We start from the raw sequence: 17,034 nt of genomic DNA on the forward strand, positions 1-17,034 counted from the left end.
ACGATGAAAGGATCTCGTATGCGGTGCGTCATCCTCATGCCGTTGGCAGGCGCCTTGGTGGTGGGGCTGCTGTCGACCCAAGCCCAGGCGCAGTCTGCCGATGCGCTCTATTACCAGGTTGGTGGTGCCTCTCCCTTCAGCGTTTCCGCTGGCCGGGGCTACAACCCCAACAGCCGCGGCATCGGCATCAGCTGGAACATGAACGCCTCCTGCGGCAACTTCGATATCGGCGCCACGGTCTCCAACCAGCTCAACGGCATCACCAATGGCTTCCAGAACCTGATGGGGACGGTGGTCCAGAACGCTCAGGGCGCCGTGGCCTCGCTGCCCGCCATGATCATTCAGCGAGCCAACCCCGGGCTCTACGACCTGCTGAGTAACGGGGTGCTGCAGGGGCGGGTGGACTTCGACCGGGCGTCGATGTCCTGCCGCAAGATGTCCGAGCGCATGGCCGATATGGTCACTGGCCAGGGATGGCAGCAGGTGGCCATGGCTGAGAGCTGGCAGAGCGCGGCCCAGTCCAACGCCGATGTCGTCGCGGCGCAGGAGCAGGTCGACCAGTCGGGCGGCAACCAGGGCGTGACCTGGGTGGGTGGCCAGCACCGCGGTGGCCAGGGTCAGGCGCCAATTCGTGTGGTAGAGGACACCGCACGCGCCGGCTACAACCTGCTGCATGGCCGTACCGATACCACCAGCACGGCCCCCATCGCCGGTGGCGGAGGCGGCTGGGGATCGGTGGCCACCAACGAGGGTACCTGGATCGGCGGCGGTGGGCTGTCGGCCTCTTCCGGTGCGGGCGGCTCAGGTACCGGCGGTGGTTCGGGGTCTTGCCTGGGTGGCATGTGCACGGTGTGGCAGAGCCCGGAAGAGGCCGCCGAGTGGACCCAGACCGTGATCGGCGAACAGTCGATTCGTACCTGCGACGGCTGCGAGCGCAGCGAGACCCAGGCCGGTAGTGGCCTGGTGCGTGAACTGGAACGTGAGCAGCAGGAGGTCTACGGTAAGCTGCTGAGGCTGATCGACGGTAGCGATCCCTTGACGCCGGACAACCTGCGCCAGGTCTCCGCCGGCGATGGCCTGACCGTCTCCCGCGGGGTGATCGAGTCGCTGCGCAGCGACCCCGAGGCCTCGCTGCTGATCCACCGCCTGAGCGGTGAGATGGCCCTGGCCAGAACCCTGACCAAGGCGCTGTGGGCGCGCCGGCTGCTGCTGGCCGGCAGCAGTGATCCGGGCATCGCCGACAACGAGCAGGGCATGTCGGCGCTGGATCGCAAGCTGGTGGCCCTGGATCGGGATATCGAGTCGCTGCGCTCCGAGATGGAGATCCGCCAGGCGCTGGGCAACAGCGCTGCCGGCATCGCCCTGGAGCGGGCTGCCCGGCGCAGCCATGGGGCCTCGCAGGGCGAAACCTTCAGGCCGGATGCGGCCCTGGACGGCCGCGGCCGCCCTGCCGGCGAGGAGGGCAGCGACGAATGACGCGACGCGCTTTCTCCTGGATGAACCCGGCCCGCTGGCCGTCGCTGCTGCTCGCCATGGCCGTGCTGGTCGTCATGTTCCTGCTGAGCGGCGCCATTCTCGCCGTCAGCGTGAGGCTGCTGGGAGGGCTCGAGGCCCACCATAGTGCCTGGCAGACCGCCTGGCCGTGGCTGCTGGCCTGGCGGCTGAGCCTCTACGCCGCGCTGGCTCTGGTCTGGTGGCGCAAGGTGCGCCCCCGGGCGGTGGTGCGACTGCGCCGAGATCGCGACGACGGGCGACAGGCGCTTGCCAAGCTCCGCCGGCTCGAGCTGATGGCACTGGGCATCCTGGTCCTGCTGGAAGTCACCAACCTGATCAACCAGCTGGGAGGTGCCTGATGGGGGGCTTGCTGACCGCGCCGCTGGTGGTGTTCGACTACTTCGCCAACGCCATGACGCTGCTGGGCTGGATCATCAACAACGCCATCTGGCACGTCATGGTCGGCACCGGCATCGCCGCGGTGCCGTTCATCACCCTGGTGCTCTCCGAGTGGTTTAAGGCCCGCCAGGAGGGCGACGAGGCGGGGACCAAGGGCATCCTCACGGTCAACCGCATCGAGACCCGGCTCTATGCCATGATCCTGGCCTACGCCTTCACCTGCCTGCCGCTGCTGCAGGTCCAGCTGGCCACCGCCGATATCGATGAGAGCCGCTCGCTGGAGTGCGGCACACGCCAGTTCGCCGCTGGCGGCTGGTCCGAGGGGGCGTTCGGCGCGACCGAGAGCTCGATCGGTGGCCAGCAGGCGAGGATTCCGCTGTGGTGGGCGGGCGTGCATGCGGTGTCCCACGGGCTCACCGCCGCGGCGATTCACGCCATTCCCTGCTCGACGGACTTCGAGTCCATCCGCATGGAGCTGGACCTGCACAGCGTCGAAGATCCGGGGCTGCAACAGGAGGTTGGCGAGTTCCAGCGCCAGTGCTTTGGCCCGGCGCGCAACCGGCTGCTGCAGGAGGGCGGGACCATCGAGTCTACCCGCGCCATGGACGTGGACTGGATCGGCTCGAACTACTTCCAGGCCACGCCCGGCTACTACGACAGCTTCTACGCCGGGCGGCCCATCGCTGGCTTCCCCTACGATGCCGACCGGGATGTCTCCCGTCCCAACACCGGCCCCGGCCTGCCCGGCTATCCCTCCTGCCAGGAGTGGTGGTCAGCCGAGAGCGTAGGCCTGAGGGCCCGGCTGCATGATGAGGTGGGCGCGGGGTTCTGGGATGGCTTCCGCAGCGTCTTCACCGGCAGCGACGCCGAGGACTATGTGATTCGGCGCTTGGTGAGCCCTCGCTCCGGCGCGGCTAGCGGCAACCTGGATCAGGCGGTGGTGGGCTTTCGGGGGCTGGATGGTGGTAGCAGCTTCTGGGATGCCACCGTCACCGCCGGTTCGGCCATAGGCGGCGCCCTGTCGATCCTCCCGTTCCAGGCCGGCATGGACATGCTCAAGCAGGCGCTGCCGATGGTGCAGGGCATCCTGGTGATGGCCATCATCATCTGCCTACCCTTCGTGATGGTCATCTCCAGCTACAGCTTCAAGGTCGCTGGCATGGCCACCTTCGGGCTCTTCGCCATGTGGTTTCTGACCTTCTGGTGGGAGCTCGCCCGCTGGATCAATTCGAACCTGGTGGACCTGCTCTACCGCAGCGACGCCGCCAAGCTGAGCTGGCTCTCCGCCGCCAACAACCTCTACGACCGCATGGTGCTGCAGTTCGTGGAGGGGATGATGTTTCTGGCGCTACCGACGCTATGGGTAGGAGTACTGAGTTGGGCTGGAATGCGGGTTGGGAGTGCCGTTGGCAGTGGCTTACGCCAAGGTAGTGGTGATGCACAGAGTGCTGGCAAGTCCGGCGGTCAGAAGGCTCAGGCCACTTCATCGGGCGGGAAGCTGTGACAGGCTTGCCTAACTCCAGCCTAAGGTATGTCGGCATGGATTGGGGTTATGACCTGCCTCCATGATAATCGTCTTCGTCCTCATCCATCCGCCACTCGCCGATATAATAGCCATAGCCTGCATGGCCGCTTCTCCAGCCGTCTTTCACTTCTTCTGCCTCTTCAGAATCCACAGACGCCGACTGGAGCATTCCCTGAGCCACGCCACCGGCCACCACGGCCGCACCACCGACCACCTTCCCCGCTCCACGAGCAAGTCGTCGCCACCCCTCCTGGGTGGTGGCAGTTTGGGCAGTAGACTTGGCCGCATCGGCGGTGGAGTCGCGCAGTACGCGCAGCACCTCCGTGGTACTTGCTCGAGTGTGCCAGCCATCGGACCAGCCGTCCTGCTGATCTTGGCGATGTGCCTGCTTGCCAGCTGCGACGGCTCGGGTCAGGAGTGATTTCAGCACCATGGGCCTCCCTCCCTGGGAATATCAGATCTTAAGCATAGACCCTATGATGGAACCCCTCTACCTGGGTCAATTGAGCGATGCCAAGTGTTCGATGGTCTCGGGGTACCTCTGTACGAGCCGAATCAAGGTCTTGGCCTGAGCATTGGGCTTGGCGCGCCCTTGCTCCCAGTTCTCCAGTGTCCTGGGGTTGGTACGCAGGTACATGGCGAACACCGGGCGAGACATATGCAGCTTCTCGCGTAGCGCGATGAGCTCACCGGCCGTGATATCGGGGACTTCCTCCAGTGCTACGGAGTGAGAGCGCAGCGTGCGCTTGCCTTGGCGCTCATCCGCCAGAGCATCAAAGCCCTCGACGAGCTCGTCAAAGATATTACGGCCCATGGTCATGTCCTCGCGTTGAGCTCCGCATCCAGCAGCTGTTTCAGGGTCTTACGCTGGGCTGGCGTCAGGTCATCCTGTGAATCCTTGTCGTACAGGGTGAACAGCCAGAACTGGGATCCACCCAGCCACCAGTAGTAGATGATGCGAACACCGCCCCGTTTGCCCTTCTGCCGCTTGGGGTCGCTGAACCGTACCTTGCGCAGCCCTCCTGTGCCCTGGATGACGTCTCCCGCAGCTGGGTTCCTGAGCAAGAAGCTCTGGAAGGCACGAAACGCAGCGTCGTCAAAGTGGCTGGAGCGATGCCGCTCGAAGGCTGGCAGCTCGACAAAGGTGGCTTTCATAGAGGTGTACGTAGTCTGCGTATATTTTTGCCGCTGCACCTAACTCTGTCAAGCGCCTCGATGCTCGGCCTAGTGGTATTACATCAGCAAATGGTGAAAATTCCAAAAGGGCGGAAAGGGGAGTAAGGGAAGTAAGGGAAGTAAGGGAAGGGGGCTCAAGGGGAAGGGGCTTGCCCCGAAAAGTTAGCATATTGCGAACCCCCCAAAGGGGAAAGGGCAAAGGGTTGCTGCCGGGAACCGGTGCTGCTCGACAGGACCACTGCCGCTTTGAGCACACGGCTGCCGTGCAGAAAGAAAACTCCACCGCTGCAGAAAGAGCTGCTGCTAACCTGCTGAATCTGCAGTTTCTTACGCCGCTTTCGGTGCCCCGCCTTCAGCAACGGCTCGCAGCAGTGCAGAATGAAAGACTGTCTGCATCTACCGACAAGGAGGTCGCCGTGGGCCTTCACCCTGCGCCGCGACATGACCAAGACCGGCATCTTCCGCGATATCGAGCCGTTCAAGCTGGTATAGGCCAACCTGAACGGCTCCTTCTCACAGGTACCTCTCGATGACGTCCCGCGTCTGCGCTGGCTCGAACACGGTGTCGAAGGCCCACTGGCCGAAGCCGCCCTGGTCGTTGACGGCCTTGACCCAGGTCTCCATGGCGGCACGCTTCTGGGCGTTCTGCTGGCTGTCCTGGCCCTTCACCTCGAGCACCAGGGTCCTGCCATTGGTGAGTCGGATCAAATAGTCGGGCACGAAGTTGCGCGAGGAGCCGCGCCACAGATCGAGAATTTGCACAAGCACATGGAGCGTACACCGCTGACGACTGAAAACCGCAGGAAGGTGGTGGCCGACTCGGCGGTGGAAGTGGGACCGGCCCTCTTCTTCAGCTTGCTGATCATCACGGTCAGCTTCGTGCCTGTGTTTACCCTCGAGGCCCAAGAAGGGCGGATGTTCTCACCGCTCGCCTTCACCAAGACCTATGCCATGGCCGCCAGTGCCGGGCTGGCGGTCACCCTGGTTCCGGTGCTGATGGGCTACTTCATCCGCGGCCGTGTACTGCCTGAGCACAAGAATCCGGTCAATCGGCTGCTGGTTGGGGCCTATATGCCAGTGCTCAAGGCAGTATTGAGATTCCCGAAGACGACAATCGCCTTGGTGCTGGCGATAACCCTGGTGGGCTTCTGGCCGGTCAGCAAGATCGGCAGCGAGTTTATACCACCCCTGGATGAAGGCGACTTGATGTACATGCCCACCACCTATCCAGGGCTGTCCATCGGCAAGGCAAGGGAGCTCCTTCAGCAGACCGATAAACTGATTGCCAGTGTGCCCGAGGTGGATACCGTGTTCGGCAAGATCGGACGGGCCGATACCGCGACCGACCCGGCGCCGCTGACCATGATCGAGACCTTCATTCAGCTCAAGCCACGGGAAGAGTGGCGAGAGGGAATGACCACCGACAGGCTCAAGAAAGAACTCGACAGCCTGGTGCGAATACCGGGGGTATCCAATGCCTGGGTGATGCCCATCTCGACGCGCATCGATATGCTGGCGACCGGGATCAAGACGCCGGTGGGCATCAAGGTGGGGGGAGAAGATCTCAAGCAGATTCAGTCCATCGGGCAGCAGCTGGAGACGATCCTTGCTGATGTTCCTGGTACCGCTTCGATCTACTCCGAGCGGGTGGCCGGAGGGCGCTATATCAAGGTCGATATCAACCGCGCTCAGGCGGCGCGCTATGGCCTGAACATTGCCGATGTGCAACAAGTGGTGGCGACCGCCATCGGTGGTCGGAACATCACGCAGACCATCGAGGGACTGGAGCGCTACCCGGTCAACCTGCGCTATCCACAGGATTACCGAGACTCTCCCGAGCGACTGGCCGAGCTACCGATCGTCACCGCCAATGGGCAGCGCATCGCTCTAGCCGATGTGGCGGACATCTACGTGGAAGACGGCCCACCGGCGATCAAGAGCGAGAATGCGCGTCCCAATGGCTGGACCTTCGTGGATATCGAAGGCGTGGATGTCGGCACCTATGTGCAGCGCGCCATGGACGTTGTGGCCGAGGAGCTCGAGCTGCCCGCCGGCTATTCTGTGACGTGGTCCGGGCAGTATGAATACATGTTGCGCGCCAAAGAGAAGTTGAGCTATGTGGTGCCTTTCACGTTGGCCATCATCGTGATCCTGCTCTACATGAGCTTCAAGCGCTTCAGTGAGGTAGCCATCATCATGGGCACGCTGCCGCTGGCCATGGTAGGAGCGATCTGGCTGATGTACCTGCTGGGGTATAACTTCTCCGTGGCCGTGGGCGTGGGGTTTATCGCTCTGGCAGGAGTGGCAGTCGAGATCGGGGTGATCATGCTCGTGTATCTCAACCAGGCGTATCAGCAGATGATCGAGCGCTGCCAATACAAGGGAGTACAACCCCGCCGGGAGACACTACGTCACGCCGTGCTGCACGGTGCTGCGCTGAGGGTGAGACCGGTAATGATGACGTCGGTCTCGACGATTGCCGGTCTTCTGCCGCTGATGTACAGCTCCGGCACAGGTTCCGAGGTCGTCAGTCGCATTGCGGCTCCGATGGTAGGGGGTATGTTGAGTGCTGTGATATTGACGCTTCTGGTATTGCCTTGTGTCTACTATCTGTGGAAATGCCGTCGAGTGAGCCATTCCTAGCTAACAGGCTCGGCGAGGCTGGGTGGCACATTATAGACGTTGCGAATGCAGTATCTTGAAGGTACCCAGCCTAACGCGAACGATTATTTGTATTATTGATGTGAGGATTGCCAGCGATGGTGCCTCTCGCCAGATTGATTGGCGCGTTGTGAGCCCAGATTCAGCTTGTATTCAGGCCTCGGGGCTATGCTGAGTCATAAGGGATCACGCTTGACGATGCGCGACCCCGCTGGCGTAACGTCGAACGGTTCGTAGAAGCTTGAACGTCGTGAGGAAATCGCCATGATTGCGTACCCACAAATCGATCCAGTGGCATTATCGCTCGGACCGGTACAGCTTCACTGGTATGGGCTGATGTACGTGGTGGGGCTGACGGCCGCATGGTGGCTGGGGCGGCGGCGAGCACACCGCCTCGGCCTGACCCACGATGATATCGGTGACCTGATCTTCTATGGCGCTCTGGGCGTCATCATCGGAGGCCGCCTGGGTTTTGTGCTGTTCTATGGTCTCGATCAGGTGCTGACCAACCCCTTGTGGTTGTTCAAGGTGTGGGAAGGGGGCATGAGTTTCCATGGGGGCCTTGCCGGCGTCCTGATAGCTGCATGGCTGTTCGCTAGACGTCGCCGTCTGGCCTACCTTAAGCTGACCGATTTCATCGCACCGCTGGTGCCGATCGGTCTGGGTGCCGGGCGCCTGGGCAACTTCATCAATCACGAGTTGCCGGGGAGGGTCAGCGACGTGCCCTGGGCAATGGTCTTCCCGCCCATGTTGGGATTGGGTTCCGAGCCGCGCCACCCATCAGCACTCTACGAGTTTGCCCTGGAGGGTGTGGTGCTGTTTGCCGTGCTGTGGTGGCTGTCACGGAAACCGCAATCGCAAGGTCTTATCTCGGGGCTATTCCTGCTCCTATACGGTACCTTCCGCTTCATCGTGGAGTTTGCACGCCTGCCCGATCCTCAGTTGGGCTTCATCGCCTTTGATTGGCTCACCATGGGGCAGCTGTTGACGGTACCAATGTTGGCAGCCGGTGCGCTCCTGGTCATCACTGCGCGTCGTAGCCAGCAAACCTTGGTTGCTGAAACGGGTCTGTGAGCTAGGTAAGTGCCATGGGAGACATGGCGATAGCAATTGAAGGATGTTAACGATATTACAGTACGAGGAGAAGTCTCATGACGCACAAAAAGCATCGGTTGGGAGTCTCTGAAACGACCTTGGTGAAACGGCACTTAAAACTTGACTCTCGCGATCTGGATGCGGTGAAAGCGGCTGTTTCGGATATAGATGAGCTCTACGGGCTAGACAGTGTTTCGTTCGATGAAAAGAAACGAAAGCTTCACCTGGCCTATGATGCTTCACGTCTCTGCCTCGACTGTGTTGAAGATATCCTCGAAAAACATGCGGTCGAAATCAGTCATGACTGGTGGAACCGCTTCAAGGAAGAGCATTATCGGTTTGTCGATCAGAATGTGAAGGACAATGCCAAGCAAGAGCCTTGGAGCTGCCATTGAGTGCTAGGCATAACCACGCACGGGCTAGCCTTGGGGTGAACGCTGCATGAAGCTACGCGTATTCCGCTCGGCCCCGGAGCTTCATGTCGCGCTTTTTGCCTTTCTGCTGAATCTGCCTTGGGAGTTTCTACAGGTTCCATTGTATGCGGGCATGCCTGCGATGCCACATTGGGAAGCTGTGCAGGCTTGTACCCAGGCGGCCCTTGGCGATGTGGTAATCGCGTTGATGGCGTATTGGTCGGTGGCTGTATGGCGTCGACGTCGTGACTGGCTTCGGGTCTATGGGACCAAGGAGTGCTTGGGCTTCGTGCTGGTGGGTGTCAGTATCACGGTGGCGATGGAGTGGTACGCGACGCTAGTCAGTCAACGCTGGGAGTATGCACCGCTAATGCCCCGCGTTCCGTGGTTGGGCACGGGCCTCTCGCCGTTACTCCAATGGTTGATCTTGCCGCCGCTGATGCTGTGGATGTCGTACCGTCAGCTGCTAGGATCTGAGGTTGTAACCAAAGAAAATATTTGACTATTGGGTAGCACATAGGTTCTACGCTTTGACCCAATTTTGTCAATGCATGCTCTACTCTTCGTTATCGGGCGAATGTCGGAATGTCAAGAGGCCTTTCAGTAGGATCCTGTTTCATGACCCAAGGAGAGAGATGATGGAGTCAATGGATAGAACCCCACAGTATGAGCAGAATAGCCTTTCTCTAATTGGTGCGATTGCCTTAGGTACCGGGGTCATGATTGGCGCTGGTATTTTTGCCTTGACGGGACAGATGGCCGAGATGACGGGAGAGCTTTTCCCATTAGCCTTCTTGTCGGCGGCACTAATCGTCTCCTTCAGTGCTTATTCCTATGTGAAAATGTCCAATGCCTACCCGTCAGCTGGTGGTATTGGCATGTACCTCCAAAAAGCGTATGGACCGACCCTGACCACCGCTTTTCATGCGCTTTTAATGTATTTTTCCATGGTGATAGCGCAAAGCTTCTTAGCGAGAACCTTTGGGTCCTACACGCTAGAGCTTTTCGATGTGGGGGATAGGTCACTGCTTGTCCCCTTGCTGGGTGTTGCGCTGCTGATATCTGCATTTTTACTTAACCTCTCCGCCAACAAGATGATCCAGGGTGTTGCCTCGGTACTCGGGTTCATAAAAATTGGTGGGATCATCTTGTTTGGGGTCATCGGTGTCATCATCGCCGACTCGGTCGGCATGGAAACCTCGGCGTCGGCGCCCGAGGGGTCTCTTGCAGGCTTCCTGGGAGCAACCGCGTTGGGGATCCTGGCCTTCAAAGGGTTCACGACGATCACCAACAGTGGTTCAGAGATAGAAGATCCCCATCGCAACGTTGGCAGGGCGATCATGATCTCGATCGCCCTATGTGTGGTGATCTACGCGCTGGTGGGCTTCGCTGTCGCCAGTAATCTGTCGCTGAGCGAGATCATCGAAACAAAGGATTACTCTTTGGCAGCTGCTGCGCGGCCGGCTCTTGGAGAGGCCGCTGTCTGGTTCACCGTCATTCTCGCCATGTTGGCCACCGCGGGGGGTATCATTGCCAGTATATTTGCGGTCTCACGCATGTTGGCGATGCTGACGGAAATGAAGCTGGTGCCGCATCGTCACTTTCATATGCCAGGAAGTATCCAGAAGCATACCCTGGTCTATACGGTCGTGCTTGGCTTAGTTCTGACGGCATTCTTTGACCTTAGTCGTATCGCTGCGCTTGGCATCATTTTCTATTTGATTATGGATATAGGTATCCATTGGGGAGTGTTGCGTCATCTGCGCAAGGAGGTTGATGCAAGCCCAACTGTGCTAGTGATTGCAATATTCCTGGATATGGTCGTATTGGCAGGCTTCCTTTGGGTAAAGGCTACGACAGATTATTTGGTATTAATTGTTGCTCTCGTGGTGATGGGGGCTATCTTGCTTTCCGAGCGGCTCTTTCTGTCTCGTAAAGGAGATTCTGCTTCAAACGAGAAGACTCATTCTCATTGAAGTTTCAAGTTTTCCTGCATCGGCTTTGCCGGGAATGCGCTCGATTGGCAAAACGTGAATAAGTCACCATCTGCCGGCAGGCTTGTGCGTAGGTGGCGTCAGACTAGAACCTGCCCGCCGAAGGGGGCACGGCAAAGGATGTCATGGCGAGCTGGGGAGATGAGTTGAATGAGGTGGGGCTGTTGGGACAAGCTATTCACGCGGTTGCTTATCCCGTAATACTGACCATCGGGAGAAAGAGAGATGAAACGACATCCTGTAAGGCTCATCCAGAGGCTGCGAGGGCAGGTTGGCGACTTAGTCATCTTGAGCGTGCGCCGAGCGATCAGCCGGCTACAGGAGGCCGGTAGTCCCGTTCCGCTGGTGCGGAGTGCGAGAGTATCGCACGAATTCTCTGTCACGGAACTGGATCTTTCCAAATCCGTCATTCTGCGAAATCCTGAATGCCTTACGTCCAACTGAATGTCGCAGCAGGCCACGGGCCAGGGGCAAAAGTGCGACAGACATCCTGTCCTAGGAGGTGGTAACGCCTTGGAATCTCTCTCGTCTGTCGGTTTGCTTGGCGCTTTCGCCGGTGGTCTGATCTTTTTGCCTTGCACACTGTCGTTGCTGCCTGCCTACCTGTCGGTAGTCACGGGCGGGGTGCCGGAAAGGCTGACAGGTGGCTCGAGGCATTGATCCTAAGCGCCTTCTTCGTTTTCGGTTTCAGCATCGTGTCCAGCCTGCTGGGCCTGTTCACGACCGGGGTGTTCCGCTTGCCGATGTTCGAGCCCCCTTCAGTTCACACCGAACGTCCAGGTTACATTATAGCTGACCGGGCTGCTGAGGCTGCTTGGCTGGTCATTCAACAAACGTCGGTCTGGATGACAATCCAGCTGGCGAAAGGAGAGGGGATGATGCCTTTGTCGAAAGTTCACTCCGGGTCAGCGAGACAGGCCTCACTGTGGCAGCTCCGAATGCGCACACTGGTGGGGATGCTGGCCGGCTGGCTGGCATTTTCCGGCCTCGTTCTGGCCCAGGAGGAGGACAAGAGGACCCTCGGCCATTTTCCGCTGCCCGAGACGGGAAACGTGATAGGTGACACCTACCGCGTATCGGTGGCAGATCAGGAACAGACCCTGATCGACATCGCCAGGCAACACAACCTGGGGTATAGGGAGATCGTGCGCGCCAATCCAGACGTGAGTCTCTGGATTCCCGGCGAGGGTACCGAGGTGACCATTCCCGGACGCTTCATCCTGCCCGAAGCCGAGCGCACCGGTATCGTCATCAACATCGCCGAGCTGCGCCTCTACTACTACCCGGAGGTGGGCGATGGTGAGACGTCACGCGTCGAGACTTACCCCATCGGTATCGGTCGCGAGGGGTTCGATACGCCACTCGGCGTCACCGAGACCACCATGAACATCAAGAATCCCGCCTGGTATCCACCCGAGTCGGTACAGCGAGAAGCCAGAGAGCGCGGAGAGGAGGCGCCAAGCGTGGTCCCTCCTGGCCCGGATAATCCGCTGGGGGACCATGCCATTATCCTGGGGTTCGATGGCTACTTGATCCACGGCACCAATCAGCCGGATGGCATCGGCATGCGGGCAAGCCGAGGTTGCATTCGCATGTTTCCCGAAGATATCGAGTCGATCTTCGACCGCGTACCCGCCGGCACCCAGGTTCAGATTGTCGATCAGCCCATCAAGATCGGCTTGGGTAGCGGCCGGCCCCTCGTGCAGGTGTTTCCTCCTCTGGGAGAGGAAAAGCATGATATGTCGACACTGGTCGACACTCTCGCACGCCTCGATCAACTCGGCAGCGAAGGCATAGCCTTGGACTATGGGCAGCTCGCGAGGCTGCTCGATGCTTCGAGCGGTCGCATCATGGCGCTGTCCCCAGCGCCGCCGGACGAGCCGGAGAGCCAAGAGGAGGATCTGCGCTACGGAATCTATGCCGAGTTGGCACACAGTGGGAAAGACCGGCAGCCATAGGATCGCCCAGGGTCTCGCAGGGTAACGCCATAGCGTTGGCGGCACCCGCTTGCGGCAGGACAAAGCTCGCCTCGAGGATCACCATTTCCACGCTGGGGATGGAGGAGAACTCTTGATCTCTACACGCTCTGGGCTAACTGCTGTTGTGGGAGGTCTTGCTGAACTGGGCGGCGGCCTGCCGATTGGCCATTGTCGTCTCGCCTACCTTCGTCGGGTAGAGCCATCCGTCTAAGTAGAGGACGTTACCTCAGCGGGGTATGCACTCGATGTTGATATGATCTCCGACCTGATCAGAACAGAAAGAAGGTGGGTGGAAGGAAGAGCATGGCCACTGCCAGAGACGATTGACCGGATGAGAAAGGGCCAGTAGGGCATCGGTGTCGTATGTCTGGCACCGATGCCAATGGGCTCTTTTTCAGCTTGCCTCCTGTCGGTTGGTGTGGGTCGTTTTCCTGGCGTTAACAGCTTCTGGAGCACATGACACGGGCCGTTCTGTCACGATATTGATCGGCACCGCAGGGCAGCTGGCGTTACGTTACTCATCCCGGTCACCGTGATGATGCCCGAGATGACGGTGCATCAGGAAATGCATGCCGAGACAGAGTGCCAGCGGCAGTACCAGCCAGGCTCCGCTGGCAAGCGATTGGCCGTGCCACATGAAGAGCAGCACAGCGCCTCCCATCAGCACCAGGCAGGCGGTCATCATCCATTTATGAAGCGCCCCGCCATGTGGTGATGGTGCCTTCTGCGGCTCGGCCTCTCTTGTGGGGCGTTTGGTGGGATGTGGCTGTGTCATGAGAGGTCTCCCTTGGCAGGGGACTGGTCCGATTGGGCTGCAGTTGATGGCTCACGGCGGGGTTGCTCCCGGGCATAGCGCCGTTTGAGCAGCAGCGAGTTGCCGATCACCGAGAGCGAGCTGGTGGTCATGGCGATGACGCCGATCATGGGGTGCAGCAGCCCGATGGCGGCGATGGGAATGGCGGCCACGTTATAGGCGCTGGCCCAGATCAGGTTTTGGACGATCTTGCCGAAGGTGGCACGGGAGAGGTGCATGGCGTCCACCACGGCAGTGAGCTCGCCGCGTACCAGCGTCACGTCCGCCGCCTCGATGGCCACGTCGGCGCCGGCGCCGATGGCGATACCCACGTTGGCCTGCTTCAGCGCCGCGGCGTCGTTGATGCCATCGCCGACCATGGCCACGTGGTTGCCGTGTTTTTCTTGAAGGGCGCGGATGGCATCGACCTTGCCTTCCGGCAGCACGCTGGCCTGGACTTCGTCGATGCCCACCTCTTCAGCCACGGCGCGGGCTGCGCGTTCATTGTCGCCGGTGATCATCACCACATGCAGGCCGAGGTCGTGCATGCCGCGGATGGCTTCCACCGACTCCTGCTTGAGGGTATCGGCCACGGCCACCAGGCCGAGTGCCTGGCCGTCGGCGGCGACTATCACCACGGTGCGGCCCTTGCCCTCGAGCTCGCCCATGGCGTCATCCAGGGCCTCGAGGCCGGTCACGCCTTCCTCTTCGAGCAGGCGTCGGTTGCCGATCAGCACGCTCTCCTCGCCGACCTTGCCCGAGACACCGCGCGCACCAGTGGAACGGAACTCGCTGACCTCGCCGGGTTTCACGTCGCGCTCCCGGGCACCGTCGACGATGGCCCGGGCGATGGGGTGCTCCGAGGCGTTCTCCACGCTTGCCGCCAGGGTGAGCAGGCGGTTTTCGTCGACGCCCTCGGCGGCGACGGCCTCGGTGAGTTTCGGCTCGCCGCGGGTAATGGTCCCGGTCTTGTCGAGTACCATCACCTTCACGTCCTTGAAGGTCTGGATCGCCTCGCCGGAACGGATCAGAATGCCACGCTCGGCACCGATGCCCGAGCCGACCATTAGCGCCGTGGGGGTGGCCAGCCCCAGGGCGCAGGGGCAGGCAATGACCAGTACAGCGATGGCAGCGAGAATCGCCAATACCGGCGTAGCGGCCTCGGGGTTCACCCAGGGCAGGAAGGTCGCGCCCCAGTCGAGGATCGGCCGCAACGCATCCGGGAACAGTGCCCAGGCCGCGAGGCTCACCAGGGCAATGGCCAGCACCGCCGGCACGAAGCGGCCGGTCATGCGATCGGCGAATTCCTGGATGGGCACCCGCGAGCCTTGCGCCTGATCGATCAGGCGCACCACCTGGGAGAGGAAGGTATCGCCGCCAACGCGGGTCGCCTTGACCCGAAGTCGCCCCTCCTTGTTGATGGTGGCACCGATCACGCTGTCCCCGGTGCTCTTGTAGACCGGTATCGACTCGCCGGTGGCGATGGACTCGTCGAGATGGCTCTCTCCCTCGACCACCTCGCCGTCGGTGGGAATCTTGTCCCCGGGGCGCACGATCATGATGTCGCCCGGGGCAAGCTCCTTCACCGATACCTCGATCTCCTCGCCATCGCGCTCCACCCGTGCGGTCTTGGCGCCCAGGGTCATCAGGCGGCGGATGGCCTGGGAGGCGCGGCCCTTGGCCAGTGCCTCTAGGTAACGCCCCAGCAGGTGGAAGGTCATGATGGTGGCGGCCATCTCGATGAATGAGGTCATGGGGTAGACGAAGCCAGCCAGACCGATCAGGTAGGGCGGCAGGCTGCCCATGGAGATCAGCACATCCATGTTGAAGGTGCCGTTCTTCAGCGAGCGCCAGGTCGACTTGTGGGTGGCGATCCCGCCGTAGAGGAACACCACCGGAAAGCCCAGCACGGCGATGAGCGCCAGATACCCCGGGATCGGCTGCCAGAACATGTGCGGCATCATCAGCAGCATGATCAAGGTGGTGGGCACGGCGGCGATGATCAGCCGCTTGCGGGCCTGGCTCAGATAGGCTTCCTCGATCTCGGCGTCGCTGTCGGCGTCCTCCGCCTCGTCGGTCTGCACGGCGGCCACGTCGTAGCCGGCCCCTTCCACCGCGCTCTTGAGCGTATCGCCATCGGGGCCATCGGCGGCAACCGCGACCAAGACGCGATGGCTGGCGATATTGGTGTCGATCGATTCGACCCCCTCGAGCCGTTCCAGGGTGCTACGGATGATGCCGGCGCAGTGATCCGATCCCATGCCGGGAACGGTCAGGCGGACCTCTTGCTTGCCGCTACCACCACTGACGGCGGCCACGTCATAGCCGGCGCCCTCGACGGCTTCCTTCAAGGTGTCGCCGTCGGGCCCACCTGCCTCGATGGTCACGCTGACATGGTGGCTGGCGATATTGGTCTGGATATCGCCCACCCCATCGAGGCGTTCCAGTGTCTTGCGCACGATACCGGCACAATGGTCGCTGCCCATGCCGGGTACCGTCAGGGTGGTCGTTCTTGTCACGGTGTCTCTCATCCCGTATCTCCTACTGGCGAAGCCGAAGGGGCGGCTCTTCTGTGGCCGCCCGGACGTTCTGGCGCTTCAACCGAAGCGAGTCAGTGATGCTCGTCGTGGTCGTCGGGATCGACACCACCCTCGGGTTTCGCCTGTTGCAGCTGCTGAAGCTGCTCATCGGTCATGAGGTCATGCATGGCATTTCGCATGCGCACCATCTCGGCCATCATCTCGCCGTGCAGCTCGGCCATCTGGCCGTGCAGCGCCTTCACCTCCTCGGCGTCGGGGCGTTCGCCGTGCATCTCGGCCATCAGGTCGTCGCGCAGGTTCATCAGGCGTCCCATGCGCTCGAACTGGGTGGGGCGGTGTTCCTGCATCAGTTCACGCATCTCGTCGCGCTGCTCCGGCTCGAGCATTTCCTGCATCATGCCCATGCCAGCGCCGCCCATCATCGAGCAGGGCATCATCCCGCCACCCATCATTCCACCCATCATGCCGGGCCCCATGCCTTCCTGGCCGCCGCCCATCATTCCATCCATCATGCCGGGCCCCATGCCGCCCTGGCCGCCGCCCATCATGCCACTCATCTTGCCGGGCCCCATGCCGCCCTGGCCGCCGCCCATCGTTCCACTCATCATGCCTGGTCCCATGTCACCTTGACCGCCGCTGCCGCTCATCATGCCGCTTCCTTGATCGGGCTGATTGGTCGGCATGCTCTGGGCGAGGGCGACGCCGCTACCACTGGCACCGAGTATTAGGGCGAGTCCGAGGGCGAGAGTGTGCTTGCGAATCTTCATGATCGTTCTCCTGGCGAGCTTTTGGGCCCATTCAGGCCCTTTGCTTGCATTATTTCGGCTGTGTGCTGCACACAGGTCAATCTCATGCAACAACGACTGGGGGTGTGGAAAGTTACCCAGGACTCAGGATCTGAATCGTTGTGTCAGCAGATAGACGGGAAGCGGAGAAGGATCGGGCAGGGCTTGTGGGACACCAGT

Annotated in this window: 15 protein-coding genes and 1 pseudogene; 9 read left to right on the top strand and 7 right to left on the bottom strand. The window is 61.0% G+C overall.

Features of this window, described 5'->3' with window-relative positions; genetic code table 11:
• Nucleotides 1-3: 3 nt before the first annotated feature.
• The 3 genes from NFI08_RS07770 to NFI08_RS07780 are packed head-to-tail and all read left to right on the top strand — an operon-like array spanning nt 4 to nt 3,397.
• Nucleotides 4-1,476, top strand: a complete 1,473-nt coding sequence (locus NFI08_RS07770; protein ID WP_052704548.1) for an integrating conjugative element protein — start codon at nt 4-6, stop codon at nt 1,474-1,476.
• Nucleotides 1,473-1,853, top strand: coding sequence for a hypothetical protein (locus NFI08_RS07775; RefSeq protein ID WP_052704547.1), 381 nt, complete (start codon nt 1,473-1,475; stop codon nt 1,851-1,853). The genes NFI08_RS07770 and NFI08_RS07775 overlap by 4 nt, the downstream gene beginning before the upstream one ends.
• Nucleotides 1,853-3,397, top strand: coding sequence for a conjugal transfer protein TraG N-terminal domain-containing protein (locus tag NFI08_RS07780; protein WP_052704546.1), 1,545 nt, complete (start codon nt 1,853-1,855; stop codon nt 3,395-3,397). Before NFI08_RS07775 ends, NFI08_RS07780 begins: the two co-directional genes overlap by 1 nt.
• A 46-nt stretch (nt 3,398-3,443) precedes the next feature.
• Here the strand turns inward: NFI08_RS07780 and NFI08_RS07785 are convergent, their stop codons facing one another.
• The 4 genes from NFI08_RS07785 to NFI08_RS07800 form a co-directional block, all read right to left on the bottom strand.
• On the bottom strand, nt 3,444-3,851 hold the full coding sequence (locus NFI08_RS07785) for a hypothetical protein (RefSeq protein WP_045995024.1): 408 nt from the start codon (nt 3,849-3,851) through the stop codon (nt 3,444-3,446).
• Between the two features lie 66 nt (nt 3,852-3,917).
• The gene (locus NFI08_RS07790; protein ID WP_071211161.1) at nt 3,918-4,232 is read right to left on the bottom strand and encodes a helix-turn-helix domain-containing protein; all 315 of its coding nucleotides are present in this window, start codon (nt 4,230-4,232) and stop codon (nt 3,918-3,920) included.
• Between the two features lie 2 nt (nt 4,233-4,234).
• Nucleotides 4,235-4,573 carry a hypothetical protein gene (locus tag NFI08_RS07795; protein WP_045995032.1) on the bottom strand — a complete coding sequence of 113 codons (339 nt, stop codon included), beginning with the start codon at nt 4,571-4,573 and terminating at the stop codon, nt 4,235-4,237.
• A 534-nt stretch (nt 4,574-5,107) separates the two neighbouring features.
• Complete coding sequence (locus NFI08_RS07800; RefSeq protein ID WP_349588436.1) at nt 5,108-5,362, bottom strand: hypothetical protein; 255 nt, start codon at nt 5,360-5,362, stop codon at nt 5,108-5,110.
• Here NFI08_RS07800 and NFI08_RS07805 point away from each other — a divergent pair.
• From NFI08_RS07805 to NFI08_RS07830, 6 genes and pseudogenes are all read left to right on the top strand, one after another.
• Nucleotides 5,327-7,237 (top strand): annotated as a pseudogene (locus NFI08_RS07805) (efflux RND transporter permease subunit); the annotation flags it as partial. The gene NFI08_RS07800 and the pseudogene NFI08_RS07805 sit on opposite strands and share 36 nt — an antisense overlap.
• Before the next feature lie 282 nt (nt 7,238-7,519).
• Entirely contained in the window at nt 7,520-8,329 is an 810-nt protein-coding gene (lgt, locus tag NFI08_RS07810; protein ID WP_045995021.1) for a prolipoprotein diacylglyceryl transferase, read from the top strand.
• 77 nt (nt 8,330-8,406) lie between these two features.
• Nucleotides 8,407-8,745 (top strand): hypothetical protein, encoded by a 339-nt coding sequence (locus tag NFI08_RS07815; RefSeq protein ID WP_045995020.1) that lies wholly within the window; start codon nt 8,407-8,409, stop codon nt 8,743-8,745.
• 46 nt (nt 8,746-8,791) lie between these two features.
• Nucleotides 8,792-9,265 carry a hypothetical protein gene (locus NFI08_RS07820; RefSeq protein ID WP_045995019.1) on the top strand — a complete coding sequence of 158 codons (474 nt, stop codon included), beginning with the start codon at nt 8,792-8,794 and terminating at the stop codon, nt 9,263-9,265.
• Between the two features lie 133 nt (nt 9,266-9,398).
• Nucleotides 9,399-10,739 (top strand): APC family permease, encoded by a 1,341-nt coding sequence (locus NFI08_RS07825; protein ID WP_045995018.1) that lies wholly within the window; start codon nt 9,399-9,401, stop codon nt 10,737-10,739.
• A 674-nt stretch (nt 10,740-11,413) separates the two neighbouring features.
• Nucleotides 11,414-12,715 (top strand): L,D-transpeptidase family protein, encoded by a 1,302-nt coding sequence (locus tag NFI08_RS07830; protein WP_502881041.1) that lies wholly within the window; start codon nt 11,414-11,416, stop codon nt 12,713-12,715.
• A gap of 535 nt (nt 12,716-13,250) precedes the next feature.
• On the opposite strand, the gene NFI08_RS07835 is transcribed toward NFI08_RS07830, so the two are convergent.
• From NFI08_RS07835 to NFI08_RS07845, 3 genes are all read right to left on the bottom strand, one after another.
• A complete protein-coding gene (locus NFI08_RS07835) occupies nt 13,251-13,511 on the bottom strand; it encodes a DUF2933 domain-containing protein (RefSeq protein WP_157033146.1) in 261 nt (86 codons plus the stop codon).
• Nucleotides 13,508-16,060, bottom strand: a complete 2,553-nt coding sequence (locus NFI08_RS07840) for a heavy metal translocating P-type ATPase (RefSeq protein WP_349588441.1) — start codon at nt 16,058-16,060, stop codon at nt 13,508-13,510. Before NFI08_RS07840 ends, NFI08_RS07835 begins: the two co-directional genes overlap by 4 nt.
• A gap of 80 nt (nt 16,061-16,140) precedes the next feature.
• Nucleotides 16,141-16,836, bottom strand: a complete 696-nt coding sequence (locus NFI08_RS07845; protein ID WP_045995016.1) for a Spy/CpxP family protein refolding chaperone — start codon at nt 16,834-16,836, stop codon at nt 16,141-16,143.
• Nucleotides 16,837-17,034 lie beyond the last annotated feature (198 nt).

It is taken from the genome of Halomonas sp. EF61 (assembly GCF_040147045.1).
GTDB classification, from domain to species: Bacteria; Pseudomonadota; Gammaproteobacteria; order Pseudomonadales; family Halomonadaceae; genus Halomonas; species Halomonas litopenaei.